This window comes from Pedococcus sp. KACC 23699 (assembly GCF_045348425.1).
Classification (GTDB): Bacteria; Actinomycetota; Actinomycetes; order Actinomycetales; family Dermatophilaceae; genus Pedococcus.
The window spans coordinates 2,633,093-2,650,703 of the sequence record NZ_CP157483.1 but is presented as its reverse complement, the minus strand read 5'-3'; the positions used below and the strand labels follow the sequence as shown (position 1 = coordinate 2,650,703).

The following is a 17,611-nucleotide window of genomic DNA, read 5'->3' as shown; positions in this document are numbered from 1 at the left end:
CTCAGCGCCCCGTGTCGCTGTGGCTCTCGAGCTCGGCGATCCGGGCCTGGAGCCGGTCGAGGACGGCGTCCACCTGGTCCATCCGGTAGCCGCGCAGGGCGGTGTCGAAGCGCACCGAGGAGACCTCGTCGGACGTGAAGTCCGTGGACAAGGTGGGCTCGCTCTGGGTGGTCGTCGCGTCCGACATCGGGTCGTAGCCGAGCCGGCCGGTCACGAGCGCGGCGAACGCGCCGACGAGCAGCACGGCGACGACGGTGAAGAAGACCCAGATCACGGGGCTGATCGTCGCATGAAGTGCTGCGAGCGTCCTATTCAGCCCGCCGTGTGCAGGTCGCGGAGGTCCTCACCAGCAGATGCCGGAGCGATCGCACTGCGGGCCAGCATCTCCACCACGGCCGGGACGTCCTCGACGAGGAGCCTGACCGTCGCCTTGCACACCGTGTCCTGCCAGATCGACAGCACGACCCGGCCGCTCTCCGGGTGGCCGGAGATGCGCAGCGTCCGGCCACTGACGTCACGTCCGACGACGACGTCGCCGTGCCTCGGGAGCGGCGAGATGTTCACGCCTCCATCATCACCGTCGCCGGTGTGGGAGTCCATGGCTCACTCGGGCCGCTTCGGGACCACCGCCTGCTCGGCGGAGGTGACGATGCGGACGGCCTCGGCCACGTCATCGGTGAGGTGCAACAGGTCGATGTCCTTCTCGTTCACCGTGCCGGCCTCGAGCACCGTGCCACGGAGCCACTCCAGCAGGCCACCCCAGTACTCGGTGCCCATGAGGACGATCGGGAAGGAGGTGACCTTGCGGGTCTGCACGAGGGTCACCGCCTCGAACAGCTCGTCGAGGGTGCCGAAGCCGCCGGGCAGCACGATGAACCCCTGGGCGTACTTGACGAACATCGTCTTGCGGGCGAAGAAGTAGCGGAAGTTGACGCCGAGGTTCACGTGCTCGTTGAGGCCCTGCTCGAAAGGAAGCTCGATCCCCAGCCCCACCGACGCGCCTCCCGCCTCGACGGCTCCACGGTTGGCGGCCTCCATGGCGCCCGGCCCACCGCCGGTGATGACGGCATACCCGGCCTCGACGAGGGCACGACCCACCTCGGTGCCGAGCTCGTAGAACGGGGTGCCGGGCCTGGTGCGCGCCGACCCGAACACGCTCACGGCCGGGCCGAGCTCGGCGAGCGCGCCGAAGCCCTCCACGAACTCGCTCTGGATGCGCATCACCCGCCACGGGTCGGTGTGCAGCCAGTCGCTCGGGCCGCGGCTGTCGAGCAGCCGCTGGTCGGTCGTGGTCACCGGGACGCGCGAACCGCGCAGCGTCACCGGGCCCGTGTGGTAGTCGTAGTCGTGCTCGGTGGCGCCAGCGGTCTGCGTGCCCGCGGTCTGCGTGTCGTCCAGCGTCTCGTCGCTCACGCGCCCCAACCTACGGGAGCCGGATCGGTGACGCCGGTCAGGCCAGCCAGCGCAGCAGGGCTTCCTCGGCGGACACCAGTTGCGGCACGGGGCAACGCTCCTCGTCGTGGTGCGCGAGGTTGGGGTCGCCGGGCCCGAAGTTGACCGCGGGCACCCCCATCGCCGCGAACCGTGCGACATCGGTCCAACCCTGCTTGGCGATGACCTCGACACCGAGGGCTTCGACGAACGCCCGCGCCGCGGGGCGGTCCAGGCCGGGGCGCGCACCGCCGGCGTTGTCCTTGACGTCCACGACGAACCCGCTGAAGAGCTGGTTGACCAGGGCGACCGCGTCGTCCTCGGACTTGTCGGGCGCGTAGCGGTAGTTGACCGTCACGACGCAGCGGTCGGGGATGACGTTGCCGGCGATCCCGCCGCTGATGCCCACGGCGTTCATCGCCTCGCGGTACTCCAGTCCGTCGACCATGACCGTCTCGGGCTGGTACTCCGCGAGGCGGGTCAACACGTCGGCGGCGTCGTGGATCGCGTTGTGCCCGTTCCACGGTCGCGCACTGTGAGCGGCGATGCCCTTGGTGACGACCTCGGCGCGAAGCGTGCCCTTGCAGCCGCCCTCGACGATGGATCCGGTGGGCTCGAGCAGCACGGCGAACTCCGCGTCCTCGATGAGGTCGGGGCGCTGCTGCTGAACGTGCAGCAGTCCGTTGAACTCGCTGTCGATCTCCTCGCCCTCGTAGAACACGAAGGTCAGGTCGCGACTCGGCGCCGTGAGGAGGGCCGCCTTGAGCTGCACGGCCACACCGCCCTTCATGTCGACCGTCCCACGACCCCACAGGTCGTCTCCCTCGCGCCAGGTCGGCAGGTTCTGCGGGTCGACCGTCAGCGGCACGGTGTCGATGTGGCCGGCGAGGACGACCCGCTCGTTGCGACCGAGCTCGGTGCGGGCGACGAGGGTGTTGCCGATCCGCGTGACGGTGAGGTGGGTCAAGGGCTCGAGGGCCGCCTCGATCGCGTCGCAGACCCGCTGCTCGTCGCGGCTGACCGACTCGATGTCGCACAGCGCTGCCGTCAGCGTGACGACGTCGGCGGACAGGTCCAGGGGGGCGGGGTCGTCGAGGTGGTTCGCCATGGGCACGACCCTATCCAGCGTCCCGGGCAGCCGACTCGCTCCCCTAGGCTTGGCACCATGAGCAGTGAGCGCAGCGCATGGGGATTCGGACTCGCCACGACGACCGTCGACGGTGTCGTCCTCGACACCTGGTACCCCCAGCCGGCCCTCGGCGCCCGCCCCGGCGACGCCAGCGCCCCGGAGGAGCTGCGCGCGCTGGTGGGCGCCGACGAGCTGCGTCGGGTCCGCCGCGTCGTCGTGTCGGTCGAGATCGACCTGGACACGGCCCCGGCCGACGCCTCGGACGCCTACCTGCGACTGCACCTGCTGTCGCACTGCCTCGTCGCGCCGAACAGCATCAACCTCGACGGCATCTTCGGTGTCCTCGCCAACGTCGTGTGGACCACCCAGGGCCCTTGCGCCGTGGACGGTTTCGAGCTGACCCGGGCGCGCCTTCGGATGCGTGGCACCGTCAATGTCCTCGGCATTGACAAGTTCCCCCGGATGGTCGACTACGTCGTGCCGACCGGCGTGCGGATCGCCGATGCCGACCGCGTTCGGCTCGGTGCCCACCTCGCGCCGGGCACCACGGTCATGCACGAGGGCTTCGTCAACTACAACGCCGGCACCCTCGGCAGCTCGATGGTGGAGGGCCGGATCTCCCAGGGCGTGGTCGTCGGCGACGGCTCCGACATCGGGGGCGGCGCGTCCACCATGGGCACGCTGTCGGGCGGCGGCACCGAGCGCGTCCGCGTCGGCGAGCGCTGCCTGCTCGGCGCCGAGTCGGGCCTCGGCATCGCCCTCGGCGACGACTGCGTCGTCGAGGCCGGGCTCTACCTCACCTCCGGCACCAAGATCACCCTGGCCGACGGCCGGGTGGTCAAGGCCCGTGAGCTCTCCGGCCAAGACAACCTGCTGTTCATCCGCAACTCGGTCACCGGCACCGTCGAGGCCAGGGCCCGTGACGGCCACGGCATCGTGCTCAACTCCGCCTTGCACGCGAACGACTAGCCGTGGCCCCCAGCAAGCGCAGGAACGGTCTGGTCCACCACGAGCACCGCAGGCGGTCGCGCACCCGTCGCGTCGTCACGCGGATCGTGCTGGTGCTGTTCGCGATCGGCATCATCGGCGGCGGCTGGCTGGCCCTGCAGGGCACGCTGCGCAACCTCGGCGGCCCGCGCTGCCAGGCCACCGCGCTGGGAACCAGCGTTGACTTCGACCCGAGCCAAACGGCATACGCGGCCACCATCGCCGCGGTGGCCGAGAAGCGCGGGCTGCCCGCACGCGCCAGCACCATCGCGATCGCCACGGCGATCCAGGAGTCCAAGCTGCGCAACCTCGCCTACGGCGACCGTGACTCCGTCGGCCTCTTCCAGCAGCGTCCCAGCCAGGGGTGGGGCACCGAGAAGCAGATCCTCGACCCTGTCTACGCGAGCAACCGGTTCTACGACGCCCTGGTGAAGATCAAGGGCTACGAGCAGATGCGCATCACCGAGATCGCCCAGAAGGTGCAGCGGTCCGCCTACCCCGAGGCGTATGCCGAGCACGAGCAGGAGGGGCGGCTGCTCGCCTCCGCCCTGAGCGGGCACTCCCCCGGTGGTCTCGGGTGCCGGCTCGACGACGCCACCGACGGGACGCCCATCGATCTGAAGGCGGCCCTGTCGACGGAGCTCGGGGTCTCGAGCACGGTCAACGGTCGGGTGCTGACGGTCAAGGCGGGTTCGGAGCGCAAGGCCTGGAGCGCCGGGTCGTTCGCCGTCGCCAAGGCGGCGCAGTACGGCGCGACCAAGGTCCGCGTCGGCTCCAAGGAGTGGACCCGCACCCGCGACGCCGACGGCTGGACCTGGAAGTCCGTCAAGGGCGGCTCGGCGAGCACCGTCACCGTCACCTTCCCCGCCACCGGCTGACGCTCGTCCGGGGCCGTTGGCGGACGTCTGCGACCTGTCCTCAACCCGTTCGAGGATGTGCGGCGGCTCGGTCGAGGTCTGTTCACCTCGGCGCCGACACGTCATGCTGGCGAGGAGTCCCGTCGATCACGGAGGCATGCCATGGCGGTGCGGTGTCGTCGCTCGAGCGCCCCTCTCGCACTGCTCCTCGTCCTGCCGCTGGCGGCCTGCGCAGCCACTCCATCCGGCGGGACCGGCACGTCCACCCGCACGTCGACGCGCACGGCTGCCTCGACGAGCAGCAGTGCGCCGACGCCAGCGGGAACGGCGGGCGTCACCAGCGCCTCCACGACCTGCACCGGTCACGCGTTCACGATCGCGCTCGGCCGCGCGACCAAGGAGGTCGCCGGCGTCACGGCCCACTACGGCACGCTCCATGCTTCGGCACACTGTCCCGGGGCTCGCGGAGCGTCAGTGCTCGAGTCGCGCGTGGCCGCACTGGTGGCCTCGCGCCTCAAGGAGTGGTCACAGGCCTGGTCCGGTGCCGCGGGCCAGAGTGGTCCCGGACGCGCCAGCTTCGAGAACTCGCTGACCGTGCCGGTGAACACCTCTGGGCTCGTCGTGGTCGCCTCGAAGGTCGACTCGTATGCCGGTGGCGCCCACCCCGACACGGAGCTCGACTCAGTCACCGTCGACACCCGGACGGGACAGGTGCTGACCCGCGACTCCGTCGTGGCCGAGATGCGCAGGGCCGGAGGTCCCGCCTGGGACTTCGACCGCGAGCTCGACCGGGGCGCTTCGGCGGCGCTTCGCGGACGCAACCAGCAGGCCAGCCCGCCAGCACTGCACCTGCGGACCGCAGACGTGCAGGTGTACCCGACCCCGCAGGGCCTGAGGGTGACGGCCGACGGCCTCGGGGCTGCCATCGGGGCCGTGGAGTTCACCATCGCCTGGGACCGGCTGGTCGCCCCCGGTGACTCGATGTCGTTCATCCCTGCCGGGTGGCGGTGACGCACGCAGCGAGGCCCGGTTCCGTGCGGAACCGGGCCTCGCGGCATACCTGGCTGCGGGTGGGTCAGCGGGCGCTGAAGTCCACGTAGTCGCGCTCGGTGGCGCCGGTGTAGATCTGGCGCGGGCGGCCGATCTTCGTCTGCGGGTCCTCGATCATCTCGCGCCACTGGGCGATCCAGCCGGGGAGGCGGCCGAGGGCGAAGAGGACGGTGAACATCTTGGTCGGGAAGCCCATGGCCTTGTAGATGAGGCCGGTGTAGAAGTCGACGTTGGGGTAGAGCTTGCGCTCCACGAAGTAGTCGTCCTCGAGGGCGCGCTGCTCGAGCTGGAGCGCGATGTCGAGGAGCGGGTCCTTGACGCCGTTCTTGTTGATGATGGTGTCGGCGGTCTTCTTGATGATCGCGGCGCGCGGGTCGTAGTTCTTGTAGACCCGGTGGCCGAAGCCCATCAGCTTGACCCCGTCCTCCTTGTTCTTGACCTTGCGGACGAACGCGTCCACGTCGCCGCCGTCGGCCTGGATCTGGGCCAGCATCTCGAGCACGGCCGAGTTGGCACCACCGTGCAGGGGCCCGGACAGCGCATGGATGCCGGCGGAGACCGAGTTGAACAGGTTGGCCTGGGCGGAGCCGACGAGGCGGACCGTCGAGGTCGAGCAGTTCTGCTCGTGGTCGGCGTGCAGGATGAGCAGCAGGTCGAGCGCCTTGACCATGTCGTCATCGAGGTCGTAGGGCTCGGCGGGGAAGCCGAAGGTCATGCGCAGGAAGTTCTCGGTGACCGACAGGGAGTTGTCGGGGTAGAGGAACGGCTGGCCGACGGACTTCTTGTAGGCGTAGGCCGCGATCGTCGGCAGCTTGGCCAGCAGGCGCACGGTCGAGATCTCGACCTGCTCCTTGTCGAACGGGTCCAGGCTGTCCTGGTAGAAGGTGCCGAGGGCAGAGACCGCGGACGACAGCACCGGCATCGGGTGGGCGTCACGCGGGAAGCCGCCGAAGAACGCCTTGAGGTCCTCGTGCAGCAGCGTGTGGCGACGGATCTTGGAGTCGAAGTCGTCGAGCTCGGACTGCGTCGGCAGCTCGCCGTAGATGAGGAGGTAGGAGACCTCGAGGAAGCTCGACTTCTCGGCGAGCTGCTCGATCGGGTACCCGCGGTAGCGCAGGATGCCCTGGTCGCCGTCGATGAAGGTGACCGCGCTGTTGCAGGAGGCAGTGTTGACGAACCCGATGTCCAGGGTGGTGTTGCCGGTCGCCTTCATCAGCTTGCTGATGTCGTAACCGTCGTTGCCCTCGGCGGCCTTGACCAGCGGGAGGTCGAGTTCGGTGTCACCGGCCTTCAGCGTGGCGCCCGTGGATCCGTCGTTGCTCATGCGTAAACCGTCCTTGAATGTCGCGGTGCGGGCACCCTGCAGACGGCGTGCCTCGCGCGTATCGACGCTACCCCAGAACCGCGTGGTGCCGGAAAACGGGGGACCTCAGGCCGACAGCCTCGCAGCGGCTGCAGCGATGCGCTCGTCGGTCGCCGTCAGCGCGATCCGCACGTGCTCTCGCCCGGCGTGGCCGTAGAACGTGCCTGGTGCCACGAGGATCCCGCGAGAGGCGAGCGCGTCGACCGTGGCCCACGCGTCCTCCCCCCTGGTGGCCCAGAGGTAGAGACCGGCGTCGGAGTGGTCGACCCGAAGCCCGAACCCCTCGACCGCCGTACGCAGCGTGGCGCGGCGTGCCGCGTACCTCGCCTTCTGCTCGGCGACGTGGGCGTCGTCGGCGATCGCCGCGGTGACGGCCTGCTGCACCGGCCACGGCACGATCATGCCGGCGTGCTTGCGCACCTCGAGCAGCCGACGCACCAGGGCCACGTCGCCGGCGACGAACGCCGCGCGGTAGCCCGCGAGGTTGGACTGCTTGCTCAGGGAGTAGACCGCGAGCAGGCCCTCGTGGCTGCCTCCGCAGACCCGTGGGTCGAGGATGCTCGGCGTCGTCGGCTCGGTGGAGTCGGTGCGCCAGTCGAGCTCGGCGTAGCACTCGTCGGACGCGACGACGACCCCGTGCTGACGCGCCCAGGCGACCACCTTGGCGAGGTGGTCGATGCCCAGGACGCGGCCGGTCGGATTGCTGGGACTGTTGAGCCACAACAGCTTTGGCGTGGTCGCCGCAGTGAGCGGGCCCAAGGCGTTGAGGCCGTCGACGACCTGGGGCGTCGCTCCGGCGAGGCGCGCTCCGACGTCGTAGGTCGGGTAGGCGATGCCGGGGTAACCCACGACGTCACCGGCGCCGAGGCCGAGCAGGGTGGGCAGCCAGGCGACGAGCTCCTTGGACCCCACCGTCGGCAGGACGCCGTCGGGATCGAGGTCCGGGACGCCGCGTCGGCGGGCGAACCACGAGGCCACCGCCTCCCGCAGGGCCGGGGTGCCGTAGGTCTGCGGGTAGCCGGGCGCATCGGCCGCGGCGCGCAGGGCGTCCTGCACGACACCGGGCGTGGGGTCGACCGGGGTCCCGACGGACAGGTCGACGATCCCGCCCGAGACAGAGCTCGCCCGCTCCTTGTAGGGAGCGAGCGAGTCCCAGGGGAAGTCAGGCAGAGCCCGCAGGCCCGTCACGCCGGGCTCACTCGTCGTGGGACTGAGGAGGCAGGTCGGCGATGAGGGGGTGGTCCTTGGGGATCAGGCCGAGCTTGGCGGCCCCACCGGGGCTGCCGAGGTCGTCGAAGAACTCGACGTTGGCCTTGTAGTAGTCGGCCCACTGCTCGGGGGTGTCGTCCTCGTAGTAGATCGCCTCGACGGGGCAGACGGGCTCACACGCACCGCAGTCGACGCACTCGTCGGGGTGGATGTAGAGGGACCGCTCACCCTCGTAGATGCAGTCGACGGGACATTCCTCGATGCAGGCCTTGTCCTTGAGGTCAACGCAAGGCTGGGCGATCACGTACGTCATGGCCACATACTATGCGGCCCATGTCAGCAGACGTGCGCAGGATCGCCCTGGGGTCCCGAGTGGTGGTCAGGTGGCGGCTGGACGAGCCGGACCGCACCTCCGGCGCCACCCTGACCGACAGTGTCGGGGTGCTCAGCGCACGTGACGACGAGCACCTCGTGGTCGAGACCTCCAAGGGACCGGTGAGCATCGAGCTGTCCCGGGTGACCACCGCCAAGGAGGTCCCCCCGAAGCCCTCCCGTCGCGGCGCTCCCCACCTGGCCCTGACGATCGAGGACCTCCAGCGGGTGATGGTCCCCGCCTGGGGTGCCCTCGAGCGTGGCAGCCTCGGCGACTGGCTGCTGCGCGCCTCTGCCGGCTACACCGAGCGCGGCAACTCCGTGGTCCCGGTCGGGAGCCCCGGGAGACCCCTCGACGCAGCGGTCGAGGACGTCGAGCGCTGGTATGCCGCTCGCGGCCTGCCGGCCAAGTTCGCCCTCGCGGGGCCGGAGGGTTTCGACCCGTCGGACGACCCGCTCGGGGCGCTGCTGGTCGCCCGTGGCTACACCGTCGGCAGCCGCACCCTCAACCTCACGGCGGCGCGCGAGACCATCGCGGCCGCAGACCCGGGGGGCCCGGCCGTGACGGTCGCGGACCAGCTGTCACCCGGGTGGCTGGAGAGCTACCACCGCACCCGCGCCACGGTGCCGGGTGCCACGGAGGCCGTGCTGAGCGACGGTCCCCGAGTCCTCTTCGGCAGCATCACCCCCGGCGGAGGCCTGTCCCAGCAGCTCGGCCTGCGAGCTGCGGACGCGGCGGGTACGACGCCGATCGCCTTGGCACGACTGGGGATCGGCGCCGGATGGGGCGGCCTCGGCGCGGTCTGGACTGATCCGGCATACCGGGGGCGGGGCCTGGCCGCCCACCTCACCGCACGCCTGGCCGTGGCACTGCGCGACGAAGGGGTGTCACTCATGCACCTCCAGGTCGAGCACGACAACGAGCCGGCGATCCGGCTCTACCGCAGACTCGGGTTCGCCGTGCACTCGTCGTACGTGTACCTCACCGCCCAGCGCCCCACGTCCCCGCGCCCCACTTCCCCGCGCCCCACTTCCCCACAAACTGGTGGCGGAGGAGCGGGGCCGGCAGGGACAGTGTCGCCATGACCTCACGCATCTCCCACACCTCCATCGACTCCCGCGACGCCCTCGCCCAGTCGATCTGGTGGGCCGACGTCCTGGGCTTCCGCGAGGACCCGCGCGACCCGAACCTGCCCGGCCACGAGGAGTGCATGATCTTCTCCCCCGACGGCCGGCAACGGGTCCTGTTCATCGAGGTGCCGGAGGGCAAGACGGTCAAGAACCGCGTCCACTTCGACCTGTGGCCGACCGACCGCACGATGGACGAGGAGGTCCAGCGGCTCCTCGGCGCCGGAGCCACCCTGGTCCAGGACCTGCGCGACCAGCACGGGCCGGGCACGGGGTGGGCGACGTTGGCCGATCCCGAGGGCAACGAGTTCTGCGTGCTGCGCAGCGAGTCGGAGCGGCCCGATCCCTATGCCCACCTGGTGAGCTGACAGGGGCCCGGGGCGTCCCCCGGAGGCGGATAGCCGCGTCCGGCCACTCGGGTCGGGTCAGCCGTGGGTGCAGGTGACGTCGTCCTCGGGGATGTAGTGCGTGTCGAACTGCGACGTGCGGATGGTCCTGCCCGCCTTGGTGAAGATCCGGCTGACCGTCACGTCGAAGCCCGGGGTCGGGGTCTGGACGACGCACCCCTCGGAGCTGTCGACGATCTTCTTCGGCTGGACGACGTTGCGCCGCGGGCCCTTCACCGCCTTCACGTCCCACACCTTGGTCCCGTAGAAGGTGACCGTGACGGCGCTCCCCTTGACGTAGGACTGGATGAGGATGCCGTACCCGGTGTCGTTGGTGAAGCGGTTGTCGACGTCCGGCCAGGAGATCGTCGCCTCGCGCCCCTCCGGGTAGCGCGAGATGTAGAAGCTGTGCGGGTGGTGCTCCTCGATCTTGGCCCCGGAGAAGAAGATCGCGTTGAACAGCGTCGTCGACAGCTGGGAGATCCCGCCGCCGTAGTCCTTGGTCAGCCGGCCGTTGAGGATGACCGGGGCGGAGTTGTATCCCTTTGCGGCCGTGCGCTGCCCGAGCCGCTGGTTGAGGCTGAACGTCGCACCCGGGGCGACGTAGGTGCCGTTGAGGGTGCGCGCGGCGATGGTGATGTTCTCGGTGCGCGGCGGGTTGAAGGGGAAGACCGAGCTGAAGGAGGAGATGACCCCCTTGGGCTTGATCTTGTTGGCCTGGGCGGTGCTCAGCTTGGGCTGCACCGTCTTCGCGGAGATCGTGGCGGTGCGCGAGGAGGACGTGAGCGCCGGGACCACCGCCCGGACGATCGAGGCGTCGTCGAGCGTCGACCCCGTCGACGACGGTATGACGACTGGCTTGGTGCCGCTGAACGTGATCCTCGCGTCCTTCGGCTTCGTCTCCAGCCCTGCCTCGGACGCCGCGCCGCGCACGACCGCCACGAGCTTGGCGTCGTCGACCACCGGCGTGAGCTTGCCGTCCTGGGCCTTCATCGAGACCGCGGGTGCGAAGTCCACGGGCTTCACCGAGAACTTCTTGGCCCCGACGACCACCGTGACGGGCCCCGACATCGCCGGGGTGGCGAACTCCGATGCGGCGCGCCGGACCTCCTCGGCCGACACGTCGGGCTGCACCGTCTCGAACTTGGCGCCGACGGGACCGGCGGTGGGCCATCGCGCGGCGATCACGTCCGCGGTGCCGGGCACGGACAGGGCCGCACCCACCACGGGCTCGACCACGCTCGGCTTTCCGGCGGGGAAGGTGATGGCACCCTGGACGACCTGTGTCTCGAGCGTGGACCTGATCGACGTGACGGCCGCCTCGAGCCGGGCGCGGTCCACGGTGGTCCGCAGCGGTTCGGCGTTCCCGCCGGTCAGGTGGTTCCAGACGTCCGCCGGCTTCAGGCTGAACCCTGTGAGCCGGCCGACGGTACCGCCGAGGTCGAGCGAGAGACCGGCAGCGGCCGGCTCGAGCTGGGCCGACTTCTCCCCGGCGGTCACGGTGATGACGCCCTTCTGCGGGTCGCCCAGCGCGCGCCCCAGCGTGCGCTCGGCCGCCGTCGGGGACATGCCTCCGATCGGCACCCCGGACACCGAGGTGTTGGCGGGCACATGGCGGCCCAGGAACCAGGCCATGCCGAGGTAGGCCGATGCCAGGACCAGCAGGGCGATCCCGAACCTCAGACCGGGCGAGCCGCTCTCCCTCACGCCCGTTCTCCCATCACTTCAGCGCCTCGTAGCGGCTGCGGTAGTACACCAGCGCGTCCGCGGGGTGCTCGTTGCTCGAGAGCGACACTACTTCGCCGACCACGATGCTGTGGTCTCCGGCAGGGTGCACGTCGGTGGTCCGGCACTCGATCGTCGCCATTGCTCCGTCGAGCAGCGCCACGCCGGTGACCTCGCCGCGGTGGTGCGGGATCCGGTCCAGCTGCCCGTGCAGCGGCCTGCCCTGCGTCGAGAGCCACTGGGCCACGGGACGCTGGTCGGCACCGAGGATGCTGACGCCCCAGATGCCGGCCTCGGTGACCGCGTCGTGGAAGCGCGCGTCCACCTCGACGCAGACCAGGACGAGCAAGGGGTCGATCGACACCGAGGTGATGGCGTTGGCCGTCATGGCGTGGTCGTGCTCACCGCTGCGCGTCGTCAGGACGGTGACCCCCGTCGCGAACCGCCCCATGGCCAGGCGGAACTGGTCGGGGTCGACGGAGGGCGCGGAGTCGGTGCTCACCAGGGGTTTCCTTCGGTCAGGTCGGTGGCTCGCGGTGCGGGAGCCCCGGACGGAGCGTGGGCGCCGGCGATGGCCGGGTCACCGCCTCCAGGTGCCACGAGAGGTACCAGGAGCCTGCCCGTCGCGGGGTCCATCAGGGCGAACCCCTCACGTCCGGACAGGCGTGCGGCGATGTCGTTGGACAGGGCGTACGTCTGGCCGTCGACGGTCACCTGGGTGGCGTGGGAGCGCAGTGCCTGCGCCTGGACGGGGACGAGGTCGGGCGCGACCACCTCGTGCGTCACCCGGTCGTCCGCCACGACGGACGGGGGGTAGTCACCCTCCGGGTCCGGGAGCGTCCACGAAGAGTGGGCGGGCAGGTTCTGGGCCAGCCACCGGCGGTCCTCACGGGCCCAGGACCGTGGCGTGAGAACGGCATACAGCAGTGGACGCTGGTCCGGCGGCAGGGACGCGATGGCCGCGCACGTCACCCGGTGCGTCTGGACGTGGTCCGGGTGCCGGTAGCCCCCGTGCTCGTCGTAGGTCACGACGGCGACCGGGCGCACCCGGCGCACCACGTCGGCGACCATCGCGGCGGCCACCTCGGGGTCGGCACGCACGAACGTGTCGGGACCGGGAGGCTGGTCCAGACCCGCCATCCCCGAGTCGCGGTAGACGGACATGCGGTTCCCGTCCTCGCCCAGCACCTCGTGGGTCACACCGAGGACGGCCATGGCCCCCCGCAGCTCCTCCCTGCGGTGGGGACCGAGCGCGTCGTCGTGGTGGACGTCGAGGTGGACCAGGTCAGGAGGGATCACCTCGCCCTCCTCCCCCAGCGTGCAGGTGAGCACGTGGACCGGGTGACCTGCCCTGGCGTAGCGCGCCATGGTGATCCCCGTCGTCAGGGTCTCGTCGTCCGGGTGCGCGTGGACGAACAGGAGGGGTGCTCGCACGGAGGGCTGCGGGGCGTTCGCCGGGGTGGTCACCTGCCTATTCCACACCGATGGTCGCGAGGTCCACGAACCCACCCAGGGCCTCGTTTGCGGCGAGGCCGCTCACGGAGGTCCCGGCGATGAACAACGACCGGCGCTGGGCGAGGGCGATGAAGGCCCCCTTTCTGGCCAGAGCGGCGTCGAGTTCGGCCCACGCGGCGGCCTGCGCCGTGGGGTCCCCGATCGTCGAGATCCTGGTGATCTCCTTGTCGACGCCGGCGTCGGCAAAGGCTCCGAGGTCGCGACCGGTGCCACCGGCGGAGAGGTTGAGACGGCTGTCGAACAGGGGCGGGATGACCGTGGAGGCGGCCGGCCACGCGGGCGCCCAGTTGGCCCAGAAGACATCGGTCTTCGCGGCGACCCCGGGCCCGGCGACGGCGCTGAAGTAGTCCTTCTGGATGGGCTGGAGCTGCACCGAGAAGCCGGCCTGCTCCCACCCGTTGACCAGGGCCGCCATCGCCTTGTCCGCCGTCGGTGTCGAGCGGTAGGCGACCTTGATCTTCACCGGGAGCGTCAGGCCCGAGGCCCGGAGGGCCGCGCGGGCCTTGGCCGGGTCCCCGGCGGACACGGATCCGAGGGGATCGACCTCACGGTGTCCGGCCAGGGACGGGCCGAGCAGGGTGGAGGTGGGCGTCGCTGCGCTCGTGCCGCCCAGCGCGGTGACGTAACCGTCGCGGTTGGTGGCCAGCGCGAGGGCGCGACGGACGTCCGCGTTGCGCATGACCCGGGAGGCGAAGCTCGGCGCGAGGTAGTCGACGAACTGCGACCTGGGGTTGATGGCGCGACGGCTCAGCGCGTCGTCGGACAGCACCTGCTGCTGCAGAGCGGGCGGAGCCGAGTCGAGCGTGACCGCTCGCTTGCGGTCACCGGCGTCGTTGATGACCTGCTGGACGGCGGTCTGTGACTCGATGCCCTGGACGTACTGGATGGAGTCGGGCTCTCCTCGTCGGATCGGATCTGATCCCTTGTCCCACTTGGGGTTTCGGACGAAGACGCCACCCGAGCTGGCATCCCATGAACCCTGGAGCTGGTAGGGGCCGTTGGAGAAGACGGCAAGGGCTCCGCCCGCCTTGCGGTCCTGCGACTTCTTGAAGGGGGCGAACACGGGCAGCGCCACGACCTGGTTGAAGTCGGTCATCGGCGTGCTCAGGCGGAACGTGATCTTCGGCCCCTCGCAGGTCACCGCCTTGTCGTACGCCGCCTGCCCGACGCCGGTGAAGGGACCGGTGTAGGTGGACGTCCCGTCGGGCTTGCGCGGGATGTCGAGGTAGGCCAGAGGGTAGTTGAGGCCCTCGACGGACCACGGCTTCGCGAAGGACCGCGAGACGCCGTAGCGCACGTCCTCGCAGGTCACCGGCGAGCCGTCCTGCCACGCGACGCCCTTGCGCAGGACGAAGGACCAGACCTTGAGCGAGTCGTCGTGCGTGCCGGCGTCGGTGGCCAGGTCGCCGACGACCCCACGCTGGGCGGCCGCGTCGGCCCCTGCCGGGTGCGCGGTCAGCGTGCGGATGAAGGTCCTGCCCGCGAAGGCCACGTCCTGTGGAGTCGTCATCCGTTGCGGGTCCCAGGTGGCCACGGGCCCCAGGGACAGCACGGACAGCCGACCCGGCACGCCACCGTCGGGTGCCGCGGCACGGTCGGCCGTGCACCCGGTCGCCGTCACGGCGACCGCCGCGAGGGCGACGGCCACGACGGACCGACGGCCCGGTCTGCGCTGGGGCAGACCGGGGGGCCGGGAGGCACTCAGCAGGCGTCTGACGACCACGCGCACCAGCCCGCCGCGATCAGGCGTTGCGCGCCCGGGAGGCGGCGCGAGCTCGCAGGGTCTGGTCGAGCTCGACCTTGCGGATGCGGACGGCTTCGGGGGTGACCTCGACGCACTCGTCCTCGCGGCAGAACTCGAGCGACTGCTCGAGGCTGAGCTTGCGCGGCGGCACGATCTTCTCGAAGTTGTCCGAGGAGGAGGCGCGCACGTTGGTGAGCTTCTTCTCCTTGGTGATGTTGACGTCCATGTCGTCGGCGCGGGAGTTCTCGCCGATGATCATGCCCTCGTAGACCTCGGTGGTCGGGTCCACGAACAGGGTGCCGCGCTCCTGGAGGTTGACCATGGCGTACGCGGTGACGACACCGGTGCGGTCGGACACGAGCGAGCCGCTGGTGCGGGTCACGATCGGGCCGAACCACGGCTCGTAGTCCTCGAAGACGTGGTGGGCGATGCCGGTGCCACGCGTCTCGGTGAGGAACTCGGTGCGGAAGCCGATGAGCCCACGCGACGGCACGAGGAACTCCATCCGGATCCAGCCGGTGCCGTGGTTGGTCATCTGCTCCATGCGGCCCTTGCGGGCGGCCATGATCTGCGTGATCGGGCCGAGGAACTCCTCGGGGGTGTCGATCGTGAGGCGCTCGACCGGCTCGTGCGTCTTGCCGTCGATCTCGCGGGTGACCACCTGCGGCTTGCCGACGGTGAGCTCGTAGCCCTCGCGCTTCATCTGCTCGACGAGGATGGCGAGCGCGAGCTCACCACGGCCCTGGACCTCCCAGGCGTCGGGACGCTCGGTGGTCAGGACGCGCAGCGACACGTTGCCGATGAGCTCCTTGTCGAGGCGGTCCTTGACCATGCGGGCGGTGACCTTGGACCCACGCACGCGGCCGACCATCGGGCTGGTGTTGGTGCCGATGGTCATGGAGATCGCCGGCTCGTCGACGGTGATGACGGGCAGCGGGATGGGGTTCTCCGCGTCGGCCAGGGTCTCGCCGATCATGATCTCGGGGATGCCCGCGATGGCGATGATGTCGCCGGGGCCGGCGGACTCGGCGGGCTTGCGCTCGAGGGCCTCGGTCATGAGGAGCTCGGTGATCTTGACGCGCTCGACGGTGCCGTCGACCTTGCACCACGCGACGTGCTGGCCCTTCTTGATCGTGCCGTTGCGCACGCGCAGGAGGGCGAGGCGACCGAGGAAGTTGGACGCGTCGAGGTTGGTGACGTGGGCCTGCAGCGGCGCCTCGTCGTCGTACGTCGGGGCCGGGATCGTCGACAGGATCGTCTCGAACAGCGCCTCGAGGTTCTCGGAGTCCGGCAGGCCACCGTTCTCCGGGCGGGTCATCGACGCGCGACCGTTCTTGGCGGAGGCGTAGACGATGGGGAACTCGATCTGGTGCTCGTCGGCGTCGAGGTCCATGAACAGCTCGTAGACCTCGTCGACGACCTCGGCGATGCGCGAGTCGGGGCGGTCGACCTTGTTGATGCACAGGACGACCGGCATCTTCGCGGCGAGCGCCTTGCGCAGGACGAAGCGGGTCTGGGGCAGGGGGCCCTCGGACGCGTCGACGAGGAGGACGACACCGTCGACCATCGACAGGCCGCGCTCGACCTCACCACCGAAGTCGGCGTGACCGGGGGTGTCGATGATGTTGATCGTGGCGCCGTCGGCCAGGCCCGCCTCGGCGGCAGCCTTCCCGGCGTAGTGGATCGCGGTGTTCTTCGCGAGGATGGTGATGCCCTTCTCGCGCTCGAGGTCACCGGAGTCCATGGCACGCTCGTCGACGTGCTGGTGCTCGCCGAACGCGCCGGCTTCCCAGAGCATCTTGTCGACCAGGGTGGTCTTTCCGTGGTCGACGTGGGCAACGATGGCGACATTGCGGATGTCACCGCGGGTCTTCATGGGCATGAGCACCATTGTCTCAGGCTTTCGAGCACGTCAGGACCACCCCGTCCCTGCGGGGTGACCACCCCACAGGCGGGGTACGGCGCGGGGCCGACCACGCGCCGTACCGCACCTCGGGGGCAGCTGCCTCCGACTGCTACGGATCAATGGCGTTCGACCGTGGTTGCGGCCCGGTGCGGTCGTTCAGCGCATCCGGGCGGCGATGACGTCGACGATCGGCAGGTCCGCGGCCAACCACGGAACGTCGTACAGGTCGTCCACCGTGAGCCAGCGCAGCGCGTCGTGCTCCTCCAACGGCGCGGGCTCGCCCGACTCGACCACCACCCACCACAAGGTCATGGCGTAGGACTCCCCCAGCGGCCAGCGCCCGTCCTCCAGCGGACCGGGCAGCACCTCACCGAGCCGGACCGACACCCCGAGCTCTTCGGCCAGCTCGCGGTGCAGCGCCTGCTCCTCGCTCTCGCCCGGGTCCACCTTGCCACCGGCGAACTCCCACCCTCCGGCGAGCGCCGGCGGCTCGGTCCGACGTGCGCTCAACAGGCGCGTGGGGTGCTCGAGGTCGTCGACGATCGCAGCGCCGACCACTGATCGCACCTCGAATGTGCTTGCAGGAGAGGCGTTGTCAGTCATCTGTCCTCGTTCGCGTGGATCGTGCGGCTTCATCCCCAGTGTCCCCCAGGACCTTTTGCACCTTGGGCGCGGTCTCGGACGATTTCTGTCACGTCACGATTCCATACCACTGCCCTGAGGGGCTTCCCGCACGGAAGTCGAGGGATCAGAGTGGAAAGGCCGCCTCATCGGGTGCCCCGGTGATGGTGCCCGGACGCGACGGGAGG

The 17,611-nt window shown here is 70.3% G+C and carries 18 protein-coding genes; 5 read left to right on the top strand and 13 right to left on the bottom strand.

The genetic code is table 11. The features are described from left to right. Position 1: 1 nt before the first annotated feature. The 4 genes from ABEG17_RS12510 to dapE are packed head-to-tail and all read right to left on the bottom strand — an operon-like array spanning position 2 to position 2,539. Positions 2-274, bottom strand: coding sequence for a DivIVA domain-containing protein (locus ABEG17_RS12510; protein WP_406829807.1), 273 nt, complete (start codon positions 272-274; stop codon positions 2-4). A 38-nt stretch (positions 275-312) separates the two neighbouring features. Next, entirely contained in the window at positions 313-564 is a 252-nt protein-coding gene (locus tag ABEG17_RS12505) for a hypothetical protein (RefSeq protein WP_406829806.1), read from the bottom strand. Positions 565-603: 39 nt separating this feature from the next. Then, positions 604-1,398 (bottom strand): TIGR00730 family Rossman fold protein, encoded by a 795-nt coding sequence (locus ABEG17_RS12500; RefSeq protein ID WP_406833190.1) that lies wholly within the window; start codon positions 1,396-1,398, stop codon positions 604-606. Between the two features lie 52 nt (positions 1,399-1,450). After that, entirely contained in the window at positions 1,451-2,539 is a 1,089-nt protein-coding gene (gene dapE, locus ABEG17_RS12495; RefSeq protein ID WP_406829805.1) for a succinyl-diaminopimelate desuccinylase, read from the bottom strand. A 57-nt stretch (positions 2,540-2,596) separates the two neighbouring features. On the opposite strand from dapE, the gene dapD reads away from it, so the two are divergent. The 3 genes from dapD (at position 2,597) to ABEG17_RS12480 (ending at position 5,415) form a co-directional block, all read left to right on the top strand. Beyond that, complete coding sequence (gene dapD, locus ABEG17_RS12490) at positions 2,597-3,529, top strand: 2,3,4,5-tetrahydropyridine-2,6-dicarboxylate N-succinyltransferase (RefSeq protein WP_406829804.1); 933 nt, start codon at positions 2,597-2,599, stop codon at positions 3,527-3,529. Between the two features lie 2 nt (positions 3,530-3,531). Beyond that, positions 3,532-4,425: a hypothetical protein gene (locus tag ABEG17_RS12485; protein ID WP_406829803.1), complete on the top strand. Its 894-nt coding sequence runs from the start codon at positions 3,532-3,534 to the stop codon at positions 4,423-4,425. 141 nt (positions 4,426-4,566) lie between these two features. Continuing rightward, a complete protein-coding gene (locus ABEG17_RS12480; protein WP_406829802.1) occupies positions 4,567-5,415 on the top strand; it encodes a hypothetical protein in 849 nt (282 codons plus the stop codon). A 64-nt stretch (positions 5,416-5,479) separates the two neighbouring features. Here the strand turns inward: ABEG17_RS12480 and ABEG17_RS12475 are convergent, their stop codons facing one another. The 3 genes from ABEG17_RS12475 to fdxA all read right to left on the bottom strand — a co-directional run bounded on the left by ABEG17_RS12475 (position 5,480) and on the right by fdxA (position 8,339). Continuing rightward, positions 5,480-6,778, bottom strand: coding sequence for a citrate synthase (locus tag ABEG17_RS12475; protein ID WP_406829800.1), 1,299 nt, complete (start codon positions 6,776-6,778; stop codon positions 5,480-5,482). 105 nt (positions 6,779-6,883) lie between these two features. Beyond that, on the bottom strand, positions 6,884-8,005 hold the full coding sequence (dapC, locus tag ABEG17_RS12470; RefSeq protein ID WP_406829799.1) for a succinyldiaminopimelate transaminase: 1,122 nt from the start codon (positions 8,003-8,005) through the stop codon (positions 6,884-6,886). A 7-nt stretch (positions 8,006-8,012) separates the two neighbouring features. Next, positions 8,013-8,339: a ferredoxin gene (fdxA, locus tag ABEG17_RS12465; protein ID WP_066673553.1), complete on the bottom strand. Its 327-nt coding sequence runs from the start codon at positions 8,337-8,339 to the stop codon at positions 8,013-8,015. 20 nt (positions 8,340-8,359) lie between these two features. On the opposite strand from fdxA, the gene ABEG17_RS12460 reads away from it, so the two are divergent. Beyond that, entirely contained in the window at positions 8,360-9,484 is a 1,125-nt protein-coding gene (locus ABEG17_RS12460) for a GNAT family N-acetyltransferase (RefSeq protein ID WP_406829798.1), read from the top strand. Then, positions 9,481-9,894 carry a VOC family protein gene (locus ABEG17_RS12455; RefSeq protein WP_406829796.1) on the top strand — a complete coding sequence of 138 codons (414 nt, stop codon included), beginning with the start codon at positions 9,481-9,483 and terminating at the stop codon, positions 9,892-9,894. Before ABEG17_RS12460 ends, ABEG17_RS12455 begins: the two co-directional genes overlap by 4 nt. Positions 9,895-9,951: 57 nt before the next feature. Here ABEG17_RS12455 and ABEG17_RS12450 read toward each other — a convergent pair whose 3' ends face one another. The 6 genes from ABEG17_RS12450 to ABEG17_RS12425 all read right to left on the bottom strand — a co-directional run bounded on the left by ABEG17_RS12450 (position 9,952) and on the right by ABEG17_RS12425 (position 17,405). After that, entirely contained in the window at positions 9,952-11,619 is a 1,668-nt protein-coding gene (locus ABEG17_RS12450; RefSeq protein ID WP_406829795.1) for a VanW family protein, read from the bottom strand. Positions 11,620-11,632: 13 nt separating this feature from the next. Next, positions 11,633-12,139: a flavin reductase family protein gene (locus ABEG17_RS12445; RefSeq protein ID WP_406829794.1), complete on the bottom strand. Its 507-nt coding sequence runs from the start codon at positions 12,137-12,139 to the stop codon at positions 11,633-11,635. Beyond that, positions 12,136-13,104, bottom strand: a complete 969-nt coding sequence (gene mshB, locus ABEG17_RS12440; protein ID WP_406829793.1) for an N-acetyl-1-D-myo-inositol-2-amino-2-deoxy-alpha-D-glucopyranoside deacetylase — start codon at positions 13,102-13,104, stop codon at positions 12,136-12,138. The genes ABEG17_RS12445 and mshB overlap by 4 nt, the downstream gene beginning before the upstream one ends. A gap of 4 nt (positions 13,105-13,108) precedes the next feature. After that, entirely contained in the window at positions 13,109-14,875 is a 1,767-nt protein-coding gene (locus tag ABEG17_RS12435; protein ID WP_406829792.1) for an ABC transporter substrate-binding protein, read from the bottom strand. A 19-nt stretch (positions 14,876-14,894) separates the two neighbouring features. Continuing rightward, the gene (typA, locus tag ABEG17_RS12430) at positions 14,895-16,778 is read right to left on the bottom strand and encodes a translational GTPase TypA (protein ID WP_406829790.1); all 1,884 of its coding nucleotides are present in this window, start codon (positions 16,776-16,778) and stop codon (positions 14,895-14,897) included. 180 nt (positions 16,779-16,958) lie between these two features. Continuing rightward, positions 16,959-17,405 (bottom strand): (deoxy)nucleoside triphosphate pyrophosphohydrolase, encoded by a 447-nt coding sequence (locus ABEG17_RS12425; protein ID WP_406829789.1) that lies wholly within the window; start codon positions 17,403-17,405, stop codon positions 16,959-16,961. Positions 17,406-17,611: the final 206 nt, after the last annotated feature.